General features: G+C 66.6%; 20 protein-coding genes. 11 read left to right on the top strand and 9 right to left on the bottom strand.

The genetic code is table 11. From position 1 onward, the window contains the following. Nucleotides 1-208: 208 nt before the first annotated feature. Nucleotides 209-835, bottom strand: coding sequence for a TetR/AcrR family transcriptional regulator (locus M2650_RS02580; RefSeq protein WP_249470735.1), 627 nt, complete (start codon nucleotides 833-835; stop codon nucleotides 209-211). Between the two features lie 182 nt (nucleotides 836-1,017). After that, nucleotides 1,018-1,275, bottom strand: a complete 258-nt coding sequence (locus tag M2650_RS02585; protein ID WP_249470738.1) for an acyl-CoA-binding protein — start codon at nucleotides 1,273-1,275, stop codon at nucleotides 1,018-1,020. Nucleotides 1,276-1,417: 142 nt separating this feature from the next. Here M2650_RS02585 and M2650_RS02590 point away from each other — a divergent pair, with 142 nt between their 5' ends. Continuing rightward, on the top strand, nucleotides 1,418-3,409 hold the full coding sequence (locus tag M2650_RS02590; RefSeq protein ID WP_249470741.1) for an SDR family oxidoreductase: 1,992 nt from the start codon (nucleotides 1,418-1,420) through the stop codon (nucleotides 3,407-3,409). Between the two features lie 128 nt (nucleotides 3,410-3,537). On the opposite strand, the gene M2650_RS02595 is transcribed toward M2650_RS02590, so the two are convergent. The 3 genes from M2650_RS02595 to M2650_RS02605 all read right to left on the bottom strand — a co-directional run bounded on the left by M2650_RS02595 (nucleotide 3,538) and on the right by M2650_RS02605 (nucleotide 6,644). Beyond that, entirely contained in the window at nucleotides 3,538-4,479 is a 942-nt protein-coding gene (locus M2650_RS02595; RefSeq protein ID WP_249470744.1) for a restriction endonuclease, read from the bottom strand. Nucleotides 4,480-4,645: 166 nt separating this feature from the next. Beyond that, entirely contained in the window at nucleotides 4,646-5,182 is a 537-nt protein-coding gene (locus tag M2650_RS02600; protein WP_249470747.1) for a phasin family protein, read from the bottom strand. A gap of 190 nt (nucleotides 5,183-5,372) precedes the next feature. Further along, nucleotides 5,373-6,644, bottom strand: a complete 1,272-nt coding sequence (locus M2650_RS02605) for a patatin-like phospholipase family protein (RefSeq protein WP_249470750.1) — start codon at nucleotides 6,642-6,644, stop codon at nucleotides 5,373-5,375. Nucleotides 6,645-6,855: 211 nt separating this feature from the next. On the opposite strand from M2650_RS02605, the gene M2650_RS02610 reads away from it, so the two are divergent. Next, nucleotides 6,856-7,572: a DUF8198 family protein gene (locus tag M2650_RS02610; RefSeq protein WP_249470753.1), complete on the top strand. Its 717-nt coding sequence runs from the start codon at nucleotides 6,856-6,858 to the stop codon at nucleotides 7,570-7,572. A 109-nt stretch (nucleotides 7,573-7,681) separates the two neighbouring features. Here the strand turns inward: M2650_RS02610 and M2650_RS02615 are convergent, their stop codons facing one another. Beyond that, entirely contained in the window at nucleotides 7,682-7,957 is a 276-nt protein-coding gene (locus M2650_RS02615; protein WP_249470755.1) for a polyhydroxyalkanoic acid system family protein, read from the bottom strand. A gap of 141 nt (nucleotides 7,958-8,098) precedes the next feature. Between M2650_RS02615 and M2650_RS02620 the strand changes: the two genes are divergently transcribed. The 7 genes from M2650_RS02620 (at nucleotide 8,099) to M2650_RS02650 (ending at nucleotide 16,429) form a co-directional block, all read left to right on the top strand. Further along, entirely contained in the window at nucleotides 8,099-8,860 is a 762-nt protein-coding gene (locus M2650_RS02620; protein ID WP_283254682.1) for an FHA domain-containing protein, read from the top strand. A gap of 267 nt (nucleotides 8,861-9,127) precedes the next feature. Continuing rightward, nucleotides 9,128-10,213, top strand: a complete 1,086-nt coding sequence (gene serC / locus M2650_RS02625; protein WP_249470759.1) for a 3-phosphoserine/phosphohydroxythreonine transaminase — start codon at nucleotides 9,128-9,130, stop codon at nucleotides 10,211-10,213. After that, nucleotides 10,206-11,381, top strand: coding sequence for a prephenate dehydratase (pheA, locus tag M2650_RS02630; protein WP_249470762.1), 1,176 nt, complete (start codon nucleotides 10,206-10,208; stop codon nucleotides 11,379-11,381). Before serC ends, pheA begins: the two co-directional genes overlap by 8 nt. Then, complete coding sequence (gene hisC / locus M2650_RS02635; RefSeq protein WP_249470766.1) at nucleotides 11,378-12,511, top strand: histidinol-phosphate transaminase; 1,134 nt, start codon at nucleotides 11,378-11,380, stop codon at nucleotides 12,509-12,511. The genes pheA and hisC overlap by 4 nt, the downstream gene beginning before the upstream one ends. Next, on the top strand, nucleotides 12,501-13,808 hold the full coding sequence (gene aroA, locus M2650_RS02640) for a 3-phosphoshikimate 1-carboxyvinyltransferase (protein ID WP_249470769.1): 1,308 nt from the start codon (nucleotides 12,501-12,503) through the stop codon (nucleotides 13,806-13,808). The genes hisC and aroA overlap by 11 nt, the downstream gene beginning before the upstream one ends. A gap of 162 nt (nucleotides 13,809-13,970) precedes the next feature. Beyond that, nucleotides 13,971-14,960 carry a glycosyltransferase gene (locus tag M2650_RS02645; protein ID WP_249470772.1) on the top strand — a complete coding sequence of 330 codons (990 nt, stop codon included), beginning with the start codon at nucleotides 13,971-13,973 and terminating at the stop codon, nucleotides 14,958-14,960. Nucleotides 14,961-14,971: 11 nt separating this feature from the next. Next, nucleotides 14,972-16,429, top strand: coding sequence for an O-antigen ligase family protein (locus M2650_RS02650; RefSeq protein WP_249470775.1), 1,458 nt, complete (start codon nucleotides 14,972-14,974; stop codon nucleotides 16,427-16,429). Nucleotides 16,430-16,457: 28 nt separating this feature from the next. Here the strand turns inward: M2650_RS02650 and M2650_RS02655 are convergent, their stop codons facing one another. Together M2650_RS02655 and M2650_RS02660 are read right to left on the bottom strand one after the other, a co-directional pair. After that, a complete protein-coding gene (locus M2650_RS02655) occupies nucleotides 16,458-17,039 on the bottom strand; it encodes an energy transducer TonB (protein ID WP_249470778.1) in 582 nt (193 codons plus the stop codon). A 121-nt stretch (nucleotides 17,040-17,160) separates the two neighbouring features. Next, entirely contained in the window at nucleotides 17,161-17,808 is a 648-nt protein-coding gene (locus M2650_RS02660) for an energy transducer TonB (protein ID WP_249470782.1), read from the bottom strand. A 117-nt stretch (nucleotides 17,809-17,925) separates the two neighbouring features. On the opposite strand from M2650_RS02660, the gene serS reads away from it, so the two are divergent. Continuing rightward, nucleotides 17,926-19,206 carry a serine--tRNA ligase gene (gene serS, locus M2650_RS02665; protein WP_249470785.1) on the top strand — a complete coding sequence of 427 codons (1,281 nt, stop codon included), beginning with the start codon at nucleotides 17,926-17,928 and terminating at the stop codon, nucleotides 19,204-19,206. Between the two features lie 218 nt (nucleotides 19,207-19,424). Here the strand turns inward: serS and M2650_RS02670 are convergent, their stop codons facing one another. Then, nucleotides 19,425-20,006: an FMN-dependent NADH-azoreductase gene (locus M2650_RS02670; RefSeq protein ID WP_249470788.1), complete on the bottom strand. Its 582-nt coding sequence runs from the start codon at nucleotides 20,004-20,006 to the stop codon at nucleotides 19,425-19,427. A 117-nt stretch (nucleotides 20,007-20,123) separates the two neighbouring features. Here M2650_RS02670 and M2650_RS02675 point away from each other — a divergent pair, with 117 nt between their 5' ends. Next, nucleotides 20,124-21,131, top strand: coding sequence for a LysR family transcriptional regulator (locus tag M2650_RS02675; RefSeq protein WP_249470791.1), 1,008 nt, complete (start codon nucleotides 20,124-20,126; stop codon nucleotides 21,129-21,131). Nucleotides 21,132-21,308: the final 177 nt, after the last annotated feature.

The following is a 21,308-nucleotide window of genomic DNA, read 5'->3' on the forward strand; positions in this document are numbered from 1 at the left end:
TGGCGTCTGTTTTGAGCGATGGGGCGCGGCCGGCCGCCGCGCCTGCTTGAGCTTGCCTTTCGTAGGAGCGGCTTTAGTCGCGAGTTCTTTCTTTCGGATCGCCACGACCTATTGGAAAAAGCTCGCAGCTGAAGCCGCTCTATGAAGAGAGCGAAAGCCGAATCGGCTCGGCTTTGGTAGGCGGCGATAAGGCCGTTCATATGCATCGCTATTCCTGATAGGCCTCGGTCAATCGATTCAGGTGGACCCTCTCGGCATCGCGCAGGAACGGCGCCAGCAGCATCATCACCTGCACGATGCCGGCGCGGATCGCGGCTTGTTCGTCTTTTTCGCCGCGCACCGAGGCGTAGTTCAGCCAGAAGGTGGCGATCACCAGGATGTTTGTGGCGGCGGCGTCGAGTTCGGCCGCGGAGGCGCGCATCACGCCGGCTTGGGTGAGTCCGCGCATCACCTGGTGCGCGCTGTCGTCGGCGCGCTTGAGGATGCGGGCGAAGCGGATGCGCAGGCGGCGGTTGCGGCTGAGGATGTCGACCAAGTCGCGGTACAGGAAGCGATAGTCCCAGATGCATTCGAACACCAGGTGCAGTTGCAGCCAGATGTCCTCGAGATTGGGCAGGCGGCCCGACGGCGGCGCCAATGCGGTATCGATGCGCTGTTCGTAGCCGCCGAACAGCTGCTCGATGATGTCGTCCTTGTTGCGGAAGTGGTAGTACAGATTGCCCGGGCTGATCTCCAGCTCGTCGGCGATATGGTTGGTGGTGACGTTGGGTTCGCCCTGCGCGTTGAACATCGCAAGCGAGCAGTCGAGGATGCGTTGGCGGGTTTCGCGGGCCATTCGTTCTACTCTTTCCCCTTCAAGGGGGTGAAGGCGGATCGCTTGCGAGCCATGGCTCGCATCCGCCTGAACGCCGAAGCGCTATGCGCGAAGGCCGGACAGGCCGGGATGGGGATGGGTTTCCTAATCAGACGCGGCGAAACCCATCCCCACCCCAGCCCTCCCCTTGAAGGGGAGTGAGCTTACGTCGTCAGCTTCTTGACGAGATCGACGTACTTCTTCATCGCATCGTCCTGCGAGGTGCCCTTGAGCTTGGACCAGGCCTCGTACTTGGCGGTGCCGACGAAATCGAAGAATCCCGGCTTGTCGCCGCTCACGTCGCCTTCCGAGCCTTGTTTGTAGAGGGCGTACAGGCGCAACAACGTGTCGTTGTCGGGTCTTTCGGGCAGGGCCTGGATGTCTTTGGTGGCTTGTTCGAAACGCTTCTGCAGATCAGACATGGTCATCCTCCCGGCGAGAGCGGCATGACAGCACGCACCGGCGGGGTGGTCAATACGCAGGGGAATTGTCGCGGACGCCGGGCTCTGGCAACGTAGGCGCGACGGCCGCCTCCGGTGGCCCTGGTTCGGTTCGGGAGAGGTCATGAGCTATTTCGTCACCGGCGCCACCGGGTTCATCGGCCGCTACCTGGTCGGCAACCTGCTCAAGCGCAAGGGCGCCATCCACGTGCTGGTGCGCAAGGACTCGCAGAAGAAGCTCGAGGCCGTCGCCAAGAAGATGGGCTGGGACATGAAGCGCATCGTCGTGGTCCACGGCGACATGACCGCGGCCAAATGCGGCCTGTCGGCGGCGCAGATCCGGGCCCTGTCCGGCAAGGTGAAACATTTCTTTCACTTGGCGGCGATCTACGACCTGTCGGCGAACGCGGAAAGCCAGCGTGCGGCCAATGTCGACGGCACTCAGCACGCGCTGGATCTGGCCGCCGCGATCGATGCCGGCTGCTTCCATCACACCAGTTCGATCGCCGCCGCCGGCCTGTATCCAGGCGTCTTCCGCGAGGACATGTTCGAAGAAGCCGAAGGGTTGGACGATCCTTATCTGCGCACCAAGCACGACTCCGAAGGCCTGGTGCGCGACGAAAAGCGCATCCCGTGGCGCATCTACCGGCCCGGCATGGTCGTGGGCCATTCGCAGACCGGCGAGATGGACAAGATCGACGGTCCTTACTACTTCTTCACCTTCATCAAGAAGCTGCGCGAGATGCTGCCGCAGTGGATGCCGACGCTGGGCATCGAGGGCGGACGCATCAATATCGTGCCGGTGGATTTCGTAGCCGATGCGATGGATCACATCGCGCATAAGCCCAAGCTCGACCGTCATACCTTCCACCTGACCGATCCGGAACCGATGCGCGTCGGCGAGGTGCTCAACGCCTTCGCTCGGGCCGGCCACGCGCCGGAAATGACGATGCGCATCGATGCGCGCATGTTCGCCTTCGTGCCCAGCGGCATCCGTGGCGCGGTCGGCAACCTGCCGCCTGTGCGGCGCTTCGTCGGCATGCTGCTGAAGGATTTCCGCATCCCCAAGCAGACGCTGAAATTCATCACTTATCCGACCCGCTTCGACAACCGCGAAACCGAACGCGCGCTGCGCGGCAGCGGCATCGCGGTGCCGCGGCTGGACGATTACGCCTGGCGCCTGTGGGATTACTGGGAACGGCACCTGGATCCGGACCTGTTCGTGGACCGCACGCTGAAAGGCAAGGTGCGCAACAAGGTGGTGGTGATCACCGGCGGCTCGTCCGGCATCGGCCTGTCCACGGCGCAGCGCGTGGCCGAGGCCGGCGCGGTGACGGTCATCGTCGCCCGCGGGCAGGAGGAACTGTTCAAGGCCCGCGACGAAATGAAAGCCAAGGGCGGCAAAGTGTTCGCGTATACGGCCGATCTGGCCGACATGGCCGACTGCGACCGGCTGGTGGAGAAGGTGCTGAAGGAGCACGGCCACGTCGACATCCTGATCAACAACGCCGGCCGTTCGATTCGCCGTTCGATCGAGCTCAGCTACGACCGCTTCCACGATTTCGAGCGGACCATGCAGCTGAACTATTTCGGCAGCCTGCGCCTGATCATGGGCTTCATGCCGACGATGACGCATCGGCGCAAGGGCCACATCATCAATATCAGTTCGATCGGTGTGCTGGCCAATTCGCCGCGTTTTTCCGCTTACGTCGCATCGAAAGCCGCGCTGGACGCGTTCAGCCGCTGCGCGCAGGGCGAACTGTCGGGCAAGGGCATTTCCTTCACCACGATCAACATGCCGCTGGTGAAGACGCCGATGATCGCGCCGACCAAGATGTACGACAGCGTGCCGACGCTGAGTCCGGAAGAGGCCGCCGATCTGCTGGTGAAAGCGATCATCGAGAAGCCGAGCCGGATCGCGACGCGCTTGGGCATCTTCGCCGCGTTGCTCAACGCGGTCGCGCCGAAAGCGTACGAGGTGGTGATGAACACCGCGTTCGAACTGTTCCCCGATTCGGCCGCGGCCAAGGGCGACAAGAAGGCGCTGAAGGGCGAGACCCAGCCCAGCGGCGAGCAGATCGCGTTCGCCGCGCTGATGCGCGGGGTGCATTGGTGATTTTCTGTGGGAGCGGCTTTAGCCGCGAGCTCTTCACGCAAGTTCGCTTGAGCTTGTTGGAAAGAGCTCGCGACTAAAGTCGCTCCCACAAAAGCCGCTCTACGAAGAGCGGATGGTTGCAGGTGGCGCTAGTAGGTGTGGCACTGCTTGAAGCGCACCGGCAGCCCGCTGTTCGGCGGCGGGTTCATCTGCACCCGCGTCGCACGCAATTCTTCGTAGCGGTCGATGATGCCGCAGATGCCGTTCCACAGGTCGGGTTGGTCGCTGTTGATGTCCAGCGACAGCGTGGACTGCGTCGACCACAGCGCACGCTCGACGCCCGGCAATGCCGCGATCGCGCTGGCGGCGTCCTTGCGGCGCTGTTCCTGCTGCGATTCGGTCTGCGCAGCGGCCGCTTGAGGCGACGCGGCGACGGGCTTCGGGGTTGCGGTGGTGCCCGGAGCAGGCGCGGCGACGGCCGCAGGCGCATCGGGCGTGTCGCCGTCCGAACGCGGCAGCAACAATGCGATCGCCAGGCCCGCCACCAGCGCTGCCGTCCAGCCGATGCCCACGCCGCGTTTCGCGCGTCCGGCCGCGTAAGCCTGCACTCGTTTGCGCAGCGGTTCGGGCAGCAACGGCTCGACCTCCGGCCATAGCGTCTTGCCGTCGATCAGTTCGATCCGCTGCGGCCTGGCCAGCGCGTAAGCCTCGGGCGCGAAACTGCCCGGCGTGACCATGATGCCGCCGACGGCGTCGTTCATGCGTACGCTGTTGGCGAGTTCTTCGACCGCGCTGCCGCCCAGGCGATAGGCCGATCCGTGCTTGCACGACAGCACGCACACGCCGTCTTCGCGCTTGAGCAGGATGTCCGACTGGTCGCCGCTGCCCAGCGGGTGCAGTTCTGCCGCGGAATAGCCGCGCCGGAACAGCATCTCCAGCACCAGGCCGGCGAATTCGCGCCAATGCATGGCGCTCAGGCTGTGGATGCCTTCGACCGATTCGTCCTGGCGACGGCGCACGCCCCAGAAATAGAACGTGGCGGCTGCGCCCACGGTCAACGTGCAAAACAGCCCTAGCATGAGTGGCGACATGTCCGGCGACCCCTGGTTCGCAGGCCGGCACTATAGCGCGGCGGCGCCAGCCGATCGCGGACAATAAGAAGCCCGCCAGTCCGAAGTCGTGAGGGGGAGGGGAGCCTCGAACTTCGTGCGGACTGGCGGGCTGAACCGGTGCGGCCGGAGCCGCGGCTGTGGCGCGTTACTTGGCTTGCTTGCGTGCCGGCGCCTTGCGGGCGGTTTTGCGCGGAGCGGCGGATTTGGCTGCGGCCGGCTTCGCCGCGCGCTTGCGCGGCGCGGGGGAGCCGTTGACCTTGCGCAGCTCGGCATTGAGCGCATCGACGCGATCGATCAGGGCGCTGAGATCGTCGCGGCCCGGCACGCCCAGCTTGGTCAAGGCGCGCTGCACGCGGTCCTCGAAGACTTTTTCCAGTTTGTCCCAGGTGTCGGCGGCACGTTCGCGCGCAACGCCGACGCGGTTCTCGACGGCATCGCGCACGGCATCGGCGCGGCCGCCGGCGAACTTGCGCGCGGTCTGCTCGAACGACAGGCCTTCTTTCACCAGCGCTTCGAACAGCTTGGTGCCTTCGGCCTGGGCGCGGCCGAAAGCGCCGACGCCTGCCAGCCAGATCTGCTGCGCCGATTCGCTGAGCTTGCCCGACAGCTGTTCGGCGTGGGCCTGCGCGCTGGCGCTGCCGGCCGCGGACTTCTTCTTGGACGCTTTCTTGAACTTGGCCATGGGTCTCTCTTGCTGGGCGCAGATGGGAGTGCGATCCAGTCTGGCCGTGGTGTCTAGAGCATTCACACCAGCGGGTGGCGGCTTTTCCCGCTTTTCGTAGGAGCGGCTTTAGCCGCGAGCTTCTATCCCTCAGATCGCGAGAATTTGCAGGAAAGAGCTCGCGGCTAAAGCCGCTCCTACGAAAAGCGGGTTAGCGGCGGGCGCGGCGCTCGGCGCGCTGCGCGGCGACCACTTGGTCCACATCATCCAGGGCGCGGCGCAGCTTGGCGGTGGTCTCGGTCATCCGCGGCGGCACGTCCAGGCCGTCCAGGATCGAGCGGTGCGGGTCGTCGAGGATCTCGTCGCGCAGGCGGATGCCGTGCGCGGCCAGCAGCGGGCGCAGCGTGTCGGCGCGCTTGTGCAGGTCGGCCAGCGTGTTGCGGTAGGCGAGCTGGCAGACGCGATGGCGCGAGGAGAAGCTGAAAAGATTGGTGAAGAACAATTCGCCGTCGTCGGCATTGGGTTCGAACACCAGCTGGTCGACGTCCGGATACTGCTGCGCGTACTTGGCCAGCCCTATTTCCATCCGCGATTGCAGCATGGTGCGGAAAGTCTGCGACAGCACCGCCGGCAAGCCGCCGCCCGCCAGGCCTAGCGGATCGCGCTCCGCGCCTCGCTGAGGCGTCGCGCTGTTGTCGAACGGCACCAGCGGATTGATGCCGAGCAGCAGATCCACGCCGCGCTCCAATACGACCGAGGCATGCATCGTGCGGCGCAGCGCACCGTCGACGAAATGGCGGTTGCGCACTTGCACTGGCGGATACAGGCCGGGCAGGGCGGCGCTGGCCTGGATCGCGCGCGAGATCGGCACGTCGTCCCAGCCCGGGCCGCCGAAGCGCACCGCTTCGCCGCTGTCCAAGTCCACGGCCACCACGTACAGCGGCCGGCCCAATTCGCGGAAGTCGTTGCTGCGGCCGCGGCGTTCGAACACTTCGCGCAGGAAGCGTTCGACTTCGCTGTTGTCGAACAAACCGGTGGGCACCAGGCCGCCGAAGCGCGTGATCAGATCGGCCCAGCGCGCTTCGCCGGGCGAGAACAGCAGTTCGCGCCACCATTCGGCGACCAGCCGCGGCAGGTTGGAGGCGCGACGCAGGTATTCCAGGATCGCCGGGCGCAGGAAGGTTTCCGGGCGGAAATCCACGTCGTCGCTGGTGCCGGTGATGAAGATCCGGCACATCTCCGCCGTGCTCATGCGATTGGCCAGGCCGGCGGCGAGGAAGGCGCCGGAACTGACGCCGACGTAGCAGTCCAGGCGGGTGAGATCCAGGCCGTCGAGGGCCTCGTCGAGCGCACGCAGGGCGCCCAGTTCGTACATGCCGCCGATCGGGCCGCCGCCGGCGATCGCCAGGCCGATTTTCGGTGGCGCGGCCGACGGCTTCTTGGAGGCCTTGGGCCGGTTGCGGGCCTGGTGGAGTAACAGCATTGAGGATCGCAAAGCGGAAGTGGGGCGAGTGTAGCCGATCGCTGTCGGCGGACGGCGCCGGTGTTATGCGTACTTACCCGTCCTTTCGAATTTGTCCTGTCATCCCGAACGTGGTGAAGGATCTGCTTCGGGGTCGGGATGACAGAACTGATAGCGCCTGCTGCTCGCGTGGCGCCGCATGCCGCCATCCCTATCCGCTAAAGTTGCGGCCATGCCCCGGCCACGCTCCGTCGTCCCGCGCCTGCAGCGCCGCCTGGCCTGCCACCAGGCGCTCTACGATCCGCGCCGCGAACCGCGCAACCGTTCGCGCTGGTTGCCGGAACTGCAGCGCTGGCAAGCGCGCCGGCTGGAGGCGAGCTTCGCCGAATTCCTCGACGATCCGCGCAGCGCGCCAGCGGCGCGTTTCTTCCTGACCGATGTCTACGGCGACCACGATTTCAGCCGCCGCGATGCGGACATCGCCAAGGTGCTGCCGATGATGCAGCGCCTGCTGCCCGAAGCCCTGTTGCGCACGGTGGCCGACGGCATCGAGCTCGGCGCGCTGACCCACGCCTTCGACCTGCGCCTGGCCGAGGCGCTGGAACTATTGGCGCCGACGCGCAAACGGCTGGATCCGGCGCTGTATGCGCGTGCCTATCGCGAAGTGGGTCTGGCGCGGCTGCGAGGGCGCCAGATCGACCTGATCGTGCAGGTAGGCCAAGGCCTAGCGGGCGCCTTGCGCATGCCCGGCGTGGCGACCCTGCTCAGGCTGTCGCGCGGTCCTGCCAAAGCGGCCGGGCTGGGTGAGCTGCAGGGCTTCCTGGAGCGGGGCTTCGAGGCATTCGCGGCGCTCGGAGACGCCACGACCTTTTTGGCCCGGATCGAGCGCAACGAGCGCAAAGTCGCGCGGCGGCTGTTCGCAGGCCACGAAGACCCCTTCGGCGCGTAGGCCTGCTTTTTGTGGGAGCGGCTTCAGCCGCGAGCTCTTGATCTTCGATGGCCGAAAAGCTCGCGGCTGAAGCCGCTCCCACGAAAAAGCGCTCTCGCAAAAAACACGCTTATTTGAAGCGTTCTTCCAGGACGCGCCGGATCTCCGATTCGATCGGCCCCTTCAGCGCCGACAGCAGGAAGCCCAGCTGGGCGCTGACCCGCAGTTGCTTGGGCTGCAGATCGATCTTGCCGTCCACGCCCGAGCGGCTGAAATTGAGCGTGTCCTCGTCCCATTCGTAGTCGACCCCGAACCGCTCGGCCAATTTGTCGGCGACTTCCTGGACCGCCTTGCGCGCTTTCGCCGGCGTCAGCGTGTGCGCATGGCGGATGTCGATGCTGGGCATGAAGGGCGCTCCGATGATCTGTGGCGGCATTGTGGGGCCGCCCCGGGCTCGATCCAAGCGCGCGGCCATGTAAGATTGCCCGGCGTGAACGACCTGAGACTGCGATTCCCGAGCCACGACCACCCCGACATCCCGATCGGCATGGGCGTGCATGGCATAGGCCGCGATCCTTACCACGATCGCGCCATCGACGTCGTCGATTCGCCGCAGGATGCGCTGGTGCAGTTCTGCGTCGATCGCCGCGGCGTATGGCTGGCGGTGGCCGACGGCATCCGCGGCGTGCATGTGAACGGCCGGCCGGTGCTGCGCATGACCATGCTGCGGCTCGGCGACAGCGTCCACGTCGAAGGCATCGAAATGGTGCTGGCTGGCGCCGGCGTGGCCGACGGCCTGCCGCGCGAGCTGGCCAATGCGCCCGCCGACGGCAACGGCAACCTGCGCACCGTGCTGCGCGGCGTGGGCGGCCAGTACCACGGCCGCTGCTTCACCTTGGAGCGGCCGCGCGTGGTCGGGCGGCTGGAGTCGTCCGATATCCGCATCGACGATCCGGCCTTCGCCGATCGCCATGCGCGGATCGAGCTGCACGACGAGCAGGTCGTCCTGCGCGACCTGGGCTCGTACGAAGGCACCATGGTCAACGGCGAGCGGGTCCGCGACGCCGTGCTGTCGCCCGGCGACCAGATCGTATTCGACGCGCATCATCGCTTCGTGGTCGAGGCGCCGGCGCGCACGGCCGCGGCGGCCTCGGCGCAGGCCGCCCAGGAGCGGCCGTTCGACGCGGATCTGCCCGGCGACTCGCGTAGCGCCACGGCCGGCTCCCTGTGGCGTCTGCCTTGGCTATTGGTGGCTGCGGTGCTGATGGCCGCGGCACTGGCGGCGCTGTTCTGGTTCGGCCCGAAATAGGTCCGGGCCGGCTCTGCCGAGCGGAATTTGCTCCGCCGTTTTCGTAGGCGCGAATTTATTCGCACGTTTTTTATCGGAGAATCAAGAGCGCGAATAAATTCGCACCTACGAGATCACAAGCCAAAGGAGCGGGGCAAGCCCCACTCCGCGAAGCTGCTTCGCGACCCGTTCGGCACCCAGGCGGCTCGATATTAGTTCCAGCCGAAACCATCGGCGCACGTGCTGCACTGCGGCATACTAGGGTCGACCCCTACACGGAACCCCGCGATGCCTCGTGCCTTCAATTTCAGTGCCGGTCCCGCCACGCTGCCCGAGCCGGTGCTGCGCCAAGCCCAGGAAGAAATGCTCGACTGGCACGGCGTCGGCGCGTCGATCGTCGAACTGAGCCATCGCGGGCCGGAATTCATGGGCGTTGCGGCCGAGGCCGAGGCCGATCTGCGCAAGCTGATCGGCGTTCCCGACGATTACGCCGTGCTGTTCACGCAAGGCGGCGCGACCGCGCAGCAGGCGCTGATCGCGTTGAACTTCGCCGATCCTGGGCAGCCCGCCGACTACGTGATCAGCGGCCATTGGGGCAAGACGGCGATCAAGCAGGTCAAGCCTTACGTCGACGCGCGCATCGCCGCCAGCAGCGAGTCCGATGGTTTCCGCACCATTCCGGATCGCGCGACGTGGACCTTGTCCGACGATGCCGCCTACGTCCACATCACCGCCAACGAAACCATCCATGGCGTCGAGTTCCGCGACACGCCCGACGTCGGTGCGGCGCCGCTGTTCGCCGATTTCAGTTCCAGTATCGCGTCCGAGCCGATCGATATTTCCAAGTACGGCCTGATCTACGCCGGCGCGCAGAAAAACCTCGGCCCGGTCGGCATCAGCGTGGTGATCCTGCGCCGCGACCTGCTGGAGCGCGCCGGCCAGCCGCGCGCGGACATTTTCGACTACCGCTCGCAGCTGAAGGGCGAGTCGATGCTCAACACGCCGCCGACCTGGAACTGGTACCTGGCCGGGCTGGTCTTCAAGTGGATGCTGGCCGAAGGCGGCGTGGAAGAATTCGCGCGCCGCAACGCGCGCAAATCGGCGCTGCTGTATTCGGTCATCGACGGCTCCGGAGGCTTCTATCGCAACGAAGTCGGCCCCGCCGTGCGCTCGCGGATGAACGTGCCGTTCTTCCTGCACGACGAGGCGTTGGATAAGCCCTTCCTCAAGCAAGCTTCGGAAGCGGGGTTGATCTCGTTGAAGGGCCATCGCGCCCTGGGCGGCATGCGCGCGTCGATCTACAACGCGATGCCGGAGGAAGGCGTGCAGGCGCTCGCCGATTTCATGCAGGGTTTCCGGAAAAGACATGGCTAAGCGAAAACTCCCCGCCGGCAAGACGAAGAAACCTGCCGTCGCCAAGAAAGCGGCATCGAACAAACGTGCGGTGGACAAGGCTTCGCCCGACAAACCCGACTTGGCCGAAGTGCGCGCGCAGATCGACGGCCTGGATCGCCAGATCCAGCAGCTGATCGCCGAACGCGCGCAATGGGCGCATCAGGTCGGCAAGGCCAAGGGCAAGCTGGCCGCAGCAGTGGATTATTACCGTCCCGAGCGCGAGGCGCAGGTGCTGCGGCGCGTGGTCGACCGCAATGAAGGCCCACTCGGCGACGAGACGCTGGTGCGATTGTTCCGCGAGATCATGTCGGCCTGCCTGGCGCAGCAGGAGCCGCTGAAGATCGGCTACCTGGGTCCGGAAGGCACGTTCTCGCAGCAGGCCGTGCACAAGCATTTCGGCCATTCGGCCAAGGGCCTGCCGCTGGCGAGCATCGAGGAAGTGTTCCAGGAAGTGGCCGCCAAGCACGCCGATTTCGGCGTGGTGCCGGTGGAGAATTCGGGGCAGGGCACGATCCAGTCGACGCTGGACATGTTCCTCACTTCGCCGCTGATGATCTGCGGCGAAGTGGAGTTGCGCGTGCACCAGCACTTGCTTTCGCGCACCGGCCGCATCGAGGACATCGAACGGGTCTATTCGCACCCGATGTCGCTGGCGCAATGCAGCGGCTGGCTGCGCCAGAACCTGCCCCGGGCCGAGAAGATCGCGGTGTCGAGCAACGCCGAGGCCGCGCGGCGCGCGCGCAACGCCGACGATGCCGCCGCGATCGCCGGCGAGACGGCCGCGCACGTGTACGGCCTGAAGACGATCGCCGGACCCATCGAGGACCGTTCCGACAACACCACGCGCTTCCTGGTGCTGGGGCGCGAGCTGTTCCCGCCTTCGGGACACGACCGCACGTCGCTGCTGGTGTTCATCCGCGACCGTCCCGGCGCGCTGTACGGCGTGCTGGAACCGCTCGCAAGGCGCGGCATCAGCATGAACCGGATCGAATCGCGGCCGGCGCACGGCGGCCTGTGGCAGTACGCGTTCTTCATCGACGTCGCCGGCCACGTCGACGAATCTCCGCTGCGCGACGCGCTGGCCGAAGTCGGCGAGAACGCCGGCGATGTGCGCGTGTTGGGGTCGTATCCGGTCGCCGTGCTGTGAGCGCAAGCGGTATCGATTTCGAGCGGCTCGCCGGCAGCGGCATCCGCAAGTTGAGGGCTTACGACCCGGGGCACGATCTGGTCGCCTTGCGCCGGCGCTTCGGAGTGGGCGGACTGGCCGAGCTGGGCTCCAACGAGAATCCTTATGGTCCGAGTCCGCGCGTGCGCGAGGCGATCCTGGCCGCGCTGGACGATTTGCATCGTTATCCAGATCCGTTGGGCGGAGACCTCAAACGGATCTTGGCGGCCAAGCACGGCGTGGCGTCCGCGCAATTGCTGCTGGGCAACGGTTCGCACGAGTTGCTGATGCAGTTCGCGCAGGTGTTCGCGGGGCCGGGCGCGTCGGTGGCGGCTTCGCAGTACGGATTCGCGGTGTATGCGCTGGCCGCGCAGGCGTCGGGCGCCGACTTCATCGCCGCGCCCGCTTTCCCGCGCCGGCATGCGATGGCGCGAGGGCACGATCTGGACGCCATCGCCGACGCGATCGCGCCATCGACGCGACTGGTCTATCTGGCCAACCCGAACAACCCGACCGGCACCTGGTACGGCGCGGCGGCATTCGCCGCGTTCATGGGCAAGGTGCCCGAAAATACGCTGGTGGTCGTCGACGAAGCCTATGCCGAACTGGCGGATGCGCCCGATTACGCTTCGGCGATCCCGCTGATCGGCCGTTACCCGAACCTCATCGTCACCCGCACTTTCAGCAAGGCCTACGCGCTGGCCGCGCTGCGGATCGGCTATGCCGTCGCGCACGCGGAGCTGATCGCGGTGATGGAGCGGGTGCGCGAGAGCTTCAACGTCAACGCGATGGGCCTCGCCGCGGCGGAAGCCGCCATGGGCGACGCGGAACACCTGCGGGCCGGCTGCGCCGCCAATATCGAACGGCGCGATGCGCTGGCGCGCGCGCTGCGCGACCGCGGCCACGGGGTATATCCGTCGCAGACCAATTTCCTGCTGGTCGAATTCGGCCCGCGAAGCGTCGCGCTGGAAAGCGAACTGGTGGAGCGCGGGGTGGTGCTGCGCCCGATGGCCGGCTACGGGCTGCCGGAATGCCTGCGCATCACCGTCGGCGACGCCGCGGAAAACGCACGGCTCCTGCAGGCGCTGGATGGAGTACGGAATGGGCCTTGACTGGATCGCCGGACCCGGCGCCGCATTGCGCGGCGAGATGGACATCCCGGGCGACAAATCGGTATCGCATCGCGCGGTCATGCTCGCCGCGATCGCCGACGGCGCGTCGCGCATCGATGGTTTCCTCGAAGGCGAGGATACGCGCGCCACGGCCGCCGTTTTCAAACGGATGGGCGTGCGCATCGACGCGCCATCGGATGGCGTGCGCATCGTCCACGGCGCCGGCATCGACGGCCTGCGAGCGCCGGATGCGCCGCTCGATTGCGGCAACGCCGGCACCGCCATGCGCCTGTTGGCCGGCCTGTTGTGCGGGCAGGACTTTGATTGCGACTTGGTCGGCGACGCTTCGCTTTCCAAGCGGCCGATGCGCCGCGTCATCGATCCGCTGTTGCGCATGGGCGCGCGGATCGAAGCGGCGGACGGCGGCTTGCCGCCGCTGCGCATCCGCGGCGGCGGCAAGCTGCGGGGCATCGACTACGCGGCCGAAGTCGCCAGCGCGCAGGTCAAGTCTGCCGTACTGCTGGCCGGTCTGCGCGCGAGCGGCGAGACCGTCGTGCGCGAAGCGCAACCCACGCGCGACTACAGCGAACGCATGCTCGCGGCGTTCGGTTGGCCGATCGAGTTCGCGCCCGGCATCGCCAGGCTGCCCGGCGGCCATCGACTGCGCGCCACCGACATCGCGGTGCCGGCGGATTTTTCGTCGGCCGCTTTTTTCATCGTCGCCGCGACGCTGGTGCCGGGCTCGGAACTGCTGCTGAAAAACATAGGCCTCAATCCGCGCCGCACTGGCCTGTTGCATGTGCTGCGCGCGATGGGTGCGGATATCGCCGAAGAGAAGCGAGGCGTGCGTGGCGGCGAACCCGTGGCGGATTTGCGCGTGCGCCACGCCCGGTTGCGCGGCATCGACGTGCCTGTGGCGCATGTCGCGGACATGATCGACGAATTCCCGGTGCTGTTCGTGGCCGCCGCCTGCGCGCAGGGCACGACCCGGGTACGGGGCGCGGCCGAGCTGCGGGTCAAGGAGTCCGACCGCCTGGCGACGATGGCGGCGGGCCTGCGCGGACTGGGCATAGGCGTGGACGAAACCGCCGACGGGGCCGACGTCCATGGCGGGACGCTGCGCGGCGGGTATGTCGAAAGTCATGGCGACCATCGCGTGGCGATGGCCTTCGCCGTGGCGGCGCAGATGAGCCGGGAACGCATCCGCATAGCCGATGTCGCCAACGTGGCGACATCCTTTCCCGATTTCGGCGAGCGCGCGAACGCGGTCGGGCTACAGGTGGGTCCGGCGGCGTAACTTGAGCAATCTCCTGCCTTGTTTATACTCGTTCGGTCATAATCGGCTTCGAATTGACAAGAATGCGTAGCGCTAAGGGGAGCGCGATGCCGGGGCGACATGCTCCGCCGTGCAGTCGCCGTTGACGGGCATATGGCGCTCCCTGCTGTGAAGGACAGGTAAGTGGTACGGGTAAATGTGATCGGCTGGGACAACGGCGTCGGCTTGGCGCGTGACATGCGCTTGCTGGCCGACGTATTAAGCGACGCCGGCTTCGCGGTCACCCTGACTTCGCTGCGGCGCGGGAAACTGCGCAAGTGGTTCGGCCCGCCGATCGTGCGCCTGCGCCTGCTGTGGTATCGCCTGAGCGGCCGTTTCGAAGCGCGCCGCTTCGACGTCAACTTGATGCTTGAGCACGTGCGTCCGGAATTCCTGCCGTTCGCGCGCCGCAACCTGCTGGTGCCGAATCCGGAGTGGTTCGATGCGCGCGACGCTCGGCATGTCGGCGACATCGACCTGGCGCTGACCAAAACCCGGCACGGGACGCGCGTCCTCGCCGCGCTCGGCGTGCCGACACGCTACATCGGCTTCACCAGCGTCGACCGCTGGCGCGAGGGCGTGCAGAAGGAGGTCGCTTTCTTCCACCTGGCCGGCCGCAGCGCGCGCAAAGGCACGCGCCGGCTGATCGAGCTGTGGCGTCGCCATCCGGAGTGGCCGCTGCTGACCATCCTGCAGCATCCGTCGGTAGCGCAGATTCAGGAGAAGGTTGCCAATATCGACCATCGGGTGGATTACCTCACCGACGACGAACTGGCCGACCTGCAGAACTCGCACATGTTCCATCTTTGCCCCTCCGAGACCGAAGGCTTCGGGCATTACATCGCCGAAGCCATGAGCGCGCGGGCGGTGACCGTGACGCTCGATGCCGAGCCGATGAACGAGTTGGTGCAGCCGGAGCGCGGCATGCTGGTCCTGGCCAGGCCCTTGGCCAAGCAGAACCTGGCGGTCACCTTCGATTTCGACGACGCTGCGATGGAATCGACGATCGAGGCGCTGCGCGGCATGGACGTCTCGCAGCTGGTGGCGATGGGCCGCAATGCGCGCGCCTGGTACGAAGACAACGACGAATCGTTCCGCGCGGCGGTCGTCGCGGCGATGCGCGGCATCGCTTGAGCTTCACGGCGATGACCACCGTTTCGGTTCCCCTGCAGGACGATTCGGTCCATTTCCGGTTGAAGTCGCTGGCGCTGGTGGCGTTGTGCTTCCATGCATTGTTCGCCATGACCGATTTCGGCGGGCAGCTCAAGCCGGAATACGGCGCATTCGTGGCGACCTTGCTGATCCTGTTCGCGGGCCCCTGTCCCTGGCGCGAGCTGGCCAGGCTGCCGGCGACGTGGCTGCAGGGTTTTTTCATCCTCTTCGTGATCGCGCATGCCGCCTATGCGACGTCCGTTTTCCCTGCGATCGGCTATTCCAGGCAGCTGAGCGCGGCGTCCGAATTCGTGCGGCTCGGGGTGTTCAGTTGCGTGATCGGATGGTGGCTGTCGCTGATGCCGCGTGCGATACCGTTGCTGTTCGCCCTGATGATCGCTGGCCTGTTGACGGCGGTGCTCGCCTATATGCCGTGGGCCGACCTGCCGCAGATATGGGACGGACGGCTGCGCCCGAAACTCGGGATGCCCGAAAACCTGGCCGGACAGCTGGCCGCGCTCGGAGGCTGGCTCGCGCTGTGCCTGCTGTTGAAATCGTGGAACGTGCACGGCCGTTTCCGCAGGCGGCGCGGATTGATGGCAGTATTCCTGGTGGCTTATGTCGGCAGTTTCTGCGCGCTGCTTTTCTCGCAATCGCGGGGCGCCTGGCTGGCTTTCGCCGCCACCGTGCCGGTGATCGTGCTGAGCGTTTGGTACACGGGCAAGCGGGAGCGCGGCGGCGCCGTGCCCTGGCTGCCTTTGGTGGGCGTGGCCGCGATTTCGCTTCTGTTGCTGCTGGGTGCGCGCGATATCGTCGCGCAAAGGTTCGCCGGCGCGGAACAATTGCTGCCGCAAGTCTCCGATGCCGACGAGCAAGGCGCTGCGGCGGCGGCGCGGATCTCGCGCGCCGTGCCGGCGAGCCAGCGCCACGAATCCCACGTGGGGCAAAGCGCGAGAGCCGGCGCAACCCACGATCCCGCAGCGAAGGCCTCCCGTGCCGCCAGCGTGAACAACAAGGCGATCAGCGTGCGCATGTCGCTCTACGAATTCGGCATGGCGCGCTGGCGGGAACGTCCGCTGCTGGGCTGGGGCCTGCGCAGCACGTCGGCGCTGATCGCAGGATCGGGCCTGCGTCTGGACGGCCAGCGCCATGCGCACCTGCATAGCGCCTACATCGACGCGCTGGTCGGCATGGGCGCGGTCGGCGTGTGCCTGCTCGGGCTGTTCCTGGCGCTGTTGATGCGGGAGCTGGCGATGGCATGGCGCCGTGGCGCCGTATCCAATGCGATGTTCTGGATGGTGGCCGGCTGCATAGGCATCGTGCTGATCGCGAACGGATTCGACTCGTTGCTTTGGCGCTACGACTATTCGCGCGCGCCGCTCGAGATCATATTCGGCTGCTGCGTGGCCTACGGCCTGATCAGGCGCAGGCAGGCGGACGCCGCCCGCTGAAACGGGCGGCATCCTCCCCGGCGAAGGTTCAGTTGTTGGCCGGCAGCACGAAATCGATCGGCACGTTGACGCTGCTGGCCACGGCCTTGCCGTCGCGGCGGGCCGGGTTGAAGCGCCATTTGCGGACGGCGTTCATGGCCGCGCGGTCGAGCTCGGGCGTGCCGCTGCGCTGCACGAAGTCGACGTTGGCGACGCTGCCGTCGGCGGCGACGTCCACCCGCAAGAGCACGCGACCGCTCTGGCCGCGGCGCTGGGCGTCGCGCGGATAGTCGGGCTGTGCGCTGGCGCTGGCGATCGGCTGCGGCTCGGTGACGCGCGGCGCGGCGGGCTTGCTGGGTTTGCGCGGCTTGGCCGCTTCGGCGGCCTTCTTCTTGCGCGCTTCGACGGCGGCTTTCTCCGCTTCGGCTGCGGCCGTCGCCGCCGGTTCGCCGACGGTGGTTCCTGGCGCTTGTTCCGGCATCGATTCTTGAGCGCCCCGCTGGCCGAACCACCACCAGCCCAGCAACAGCAAAGCCACCACCAGCAGCAGCCAAAGCACTGCGCTATTGCGCTTGCGCGGCGTGGCGTCGCCGGCCCGGTTGTCTTCGGGGGTTTTCGGGGTCTCGTTCATGGCCTGCACTCCCTCGACGTCGTTGCGACGGGCGAGTCTTGCATGCGGCTTTGTCGATGCCCCGTGAGCGGACAATAAACGGCCCGTTCACAAAGACTCCCTTACCCCAACCCGTTAGGCTTCAGCGCCGCAACGCGAACTCGATGGGGACGACCACGCTGCCGGGCACCGGCTTGCCGTCGACCTGTCCGGGCCGGAACCGCCAGCGGCGCACAGCATCGAGCGCAGCGCGGTCCAGTTCGCGCATCCCGCTGCCTTGGACCACGGCTACGGCCGTCGGTACGCCATCGGCGCCGACATCGGCACGGACGCGGACGGTGCCGCCCAGGCCCCGGCGCGCGGCTTGGGCCGGGTAACGGGGCATCGGTGTTTCGATCGGCACCGGCGCTGGCCCTGAAGCCAGCGGGGGCGCCGTCGTGCGAGACGCGGGCGGCGTAGGTATGGAGGGGGGCGGAGCAGGCGCCCGCTCGACGATCTTCGGCGTTTCCGATGGTGCCTCTTCCGCTTCTGCTGCCGGCGGGCGGGCGCTCTGGTCGGCCGGGAGCGGCGCCGGCAAAGGTTCGTATTCCTCGCTGCCGGCGGGGCTGGCGGTGGGCGCGACCCGGAAGAAATCGTGCTCGCGCTTGCCCGACCACAGCAGCAGGAACAGCAGCAATCCCGCCGCGAACGCAGCGCCGATCAAGAGCCAGGTGCGGCGCGAAAGCCGCCAGAACGGCGTCGGTCCGCCGGATGCGGGAGTCGCCGGCGGCGGCTGTGGAGATGTGCTCATCGATGCGGGGGCTTGCGGCGGGGTAGCGGCATTTTTGCACATGCAACGCGGCCGGTTGGTCATGCCGCCGCGCGACACGCGATAATCCACGGTTCCACGACCCGGTTCCGTCATCCGATGCTCGATCCCCAATTGCTGCGCCATCAGCCCGCCGAACTGGCCGCCCGCCTGCGCGAAACGCGCGGTTTCGAGCTCGACGCCGCCGCGCTGGAGCGCCTGGAAAGCGAGCGCAAGCAGATCCAGGTGCGCACCCAGGAACTGCAGAACCTGCGCAACACGCGCAGTAAGGCGATCGGCCAGGCCAAGGCCAGGGGCGAGGACGTATCGGCATTGATGGCCGAAGTCGCCGGCTTCGGCGACGAACTCAAGGCCAGCGAGGCGAGGCTGGAGTCGATCCGCGGCGAAATCGACGCGATCGCGCTCGGCATTCCGAACTTGCCCGACGACAGCGTTCCCGCGGGCAGCGACGAAAACGACAATGTGGAGCAGCATCGCTGGGGCAAACCGCGCGTTTTCGATTTCGCGGTGAAGGACCACGTCGAACTCGGCGCGCGCAACGGCTGGCTCGACGGCGATACCGCGGCCAAGCTGAGCGGCGCGCGTTTCACCGTGCTGCGCGGGCAGTTGGCGCGCCTGCACCGCGCGCTGGCGCAGTTCATGCTGGACCTGCACGCCGGCGAGCACGATTACCTGGAAACCAACGTGCCGTTGTTGGTCAATGACGAATCGATGCGCGGCACCGGCCAGTTGCCCAAATTCGAGGAAGACCTGTTCAGCACCCAGGTCGGCGAAACCAAGCGTTACCTGATCCCCACCTCGGAAGTGCCGCTGACCAACATCGTCCGCGACGAAATCCTCGACGAGACCTCGCTTCCGCTGCGCATGGCCGCGCATTCGATGTGCTTCCGCGCCGAAGCCGGCAGCCACGGCCGCGACACGCGCGGCATGATCCGCCAGCACCAGTTCGAGAAGGTCGAATTGGTGTCGATCGCCAGGCCCGACGAAAGCGACGCTGAGCACGAGCGCATGACGCGTTGTGCGGAGGTGGTGCTGGAAAGGCTTGGCTTGCCGTATCGCCGTGTGCTGCTGTGCAGCGGCGACATGGGCTTCGCCGCGCGCAAGACTTACGACCTGGAAGTCTGGCTGCCGTCGCAGCAGACCTACCGCGAGATTTCCTCGTGTTCCAATTGCGGCGATTTCCAGGCGCGGCGCATGCAGGCGCGCTGGCGCAACGGCGCCACCGGCAAGCCGGAGCTGGTGCATACGCTCAACGGTTCGGGCGTCGCCGTCGGCCGCGCGTTGATCGCGGTGATGGAGAACTACCAGAACGCCGATGGCTCGATCGATATTCCCGAAGCGCTCCGTCCGTACATGAACGGCGTGGAACGGATCGCATAGTCTAAGGACCGTCGCCCCGGCGAAAGCCAGGATCGGGCTTTGCCCTGCTTTTCGTAGGAGCGGCTTCAGCCGCGAGCTCTTTCGCTGTCCTCCCGAGCGCAGCGAGGGATCTGCTTCCACGCTGCTATCGAAGGTAGATCCCTCGCTGCGCTCGGGATGCCAAGCAGGGCAAAAGCTCGCGGCTGAAGCCGCTCCCACAGAAAAGCGGATCGTCGCACTCAAGCCGCTTTCGGCAACGGCCCCGGAATCGCCGCATGCGCCTTCGCCAGCGCCTCGGCGCGATGCTGCGGCGACAGGCCTACGCCCTCCGCGCGCACGAATTCCACGTCCTTGATGCCGATGAACCCGAACAGGAAGCGCAGATAAGGTTCCTGGAAGTCGCTGGGCGCATTGTCGCCGTGCACGCTGCCGCGGCCGGTCGCGATGATCACGTGCTTGCCGCCGGCCAAGCCTTCGGGTCCGTTCCCGGTGTAGCGAAAGGTCTTGCCGCGTACCGTGATGCGGTCGATCCAGGCCTTCAGCGTCGACGGGATCGCGAAGTTGTACATCGGCGCGCCGACCACCACCACGTCCGCCGCCAGGAATTGCGCCAAGAGCTGGTCTTCCTTCTCGTTGCAAATGACGTCGGCGCGGGCCAGCGTGCGGCTGGTGAGGTGGGGCAGGGGGTTGGCGTCCAGGTCGAGGTATTCGACGGTCAGGCCGGGCACGGCGTCCTGCCAGCGGGCGACGATGGCGGCACTGAGCTCGCGGGTGACGGAATCGGCGCCCAGGGCGCTGGAATCGAGATGGAGCAGCTTCATGGCTTAGATTTCCGAGGAGCGGCAGAGCGCCGCGGTCGAAGCGAACTATGGGTTGTTGCTTTTATGGGATAAAGGTGGTCAAATATCCCGTAGCGTTCTGATGATGGAATTATAGCCATGCAGGATCTCAACGACCTTTATTACTTCTCCGCCGTCGTCGACCACGGCGGTTTCGCCGCCGCCGAGCGCGCGCTGGGCATCCCCAAATCCCGCCTGAGCCGGCGCATCAGCCAGCTCGAGAACGACTTGGGCGTGCGCCTGCTGCAGCGTTCGACGCGCCGTTTCGCAGTCACCGACGTCGGCCAGAGCGTGCATCGCCACGCCCAGTCGATGCTGGCCGAGGCGCAGGCCGCGCGCGAAGTCGTCGACCGGCTCAGCGCCGAGCCGCGTGGCGTGGTCCGCGTGAGCGTGCCGGTCGGGTTGGCGCAGCAGCAGATGCCGGCGCTGCTGCCCGAATTCCTGGCCAAATACCCGCAGGTGCGCGTGCAGTTGCACGTCAGCAACCGTCGCGTCGACGTGATCAACGAAGGCTTCGACGTCGCCGTGCGCGTGCGTTCCAAGCTCGACGACGACGGCAGCCTGGTGATGCGCAGCTTCGGCCAGATCCAGGAACTGCTGGTCGCCAGCCCCAAATACCTGGACCGCGCCGGCCGCCCGAACACGCCCGAAGAATTGAACGACCACGTCACCCTGACCATGAACGAGGACGAGGCGCGCCAGCGCTGGGAACTGCAGGGCCGCGACGGCGAGGTGCGCAAGGTCGAACTGAAGCCGCGCGTATCCGGTTTCGATTTCCCGATGCTGATGGCGCTGGCCAAGGGCGGCCTGGGCATCACCATGCTGCCCGAAACCTTGTGCGCCGAAGCCGTGCGCAAGGGCGAGCTGGAAGTGGTGCTGCCGGAATGGCGCCTGCCCCAGGGCATCGCCCACGCCGTCTTCGCCTCGCGCCGCGGCCTGCTGCCGGCGGTGCGGGTGTTCATCGATTTCCTGGCCGAAAAACTGCCGCCGCTGATCGAATCCTCGCGCCTGGACTGCCAGAACTGCCAGAAGGGCAAGCCGGTCGACAAGGGCGGCAAATCCGGCAAGCGCAGCGCCGACGAAGCGGCGCATGCGACAATCGCCTGAGTCGGGGAGGGTCTCCCTTCCGCCGAAAAAACCTAAGCCGGCCGCGCGATGCGGCCGGTGCGCTAAGTGAGATAACCGGAGAGGTGGCCGAGCGGTTTAAGGCACCGGTCTTGACTGCGAAGGCATGGATGCTGGAGCGAACATCGGCCGAAGGCCGATGGCCCGCAGGGCGAGGGG

Source organism: Luteimonas galliterrae (genome assembly GCF_023374055.1).
Taxonomy (GTDB): domain Bacteria; phylum Pseudomonadota; class Gammaproteobacteria; order Xanthomonadales; family Xanthomonadaceae; genus Luteimonas_C; species Luteimonas_C galliterrae.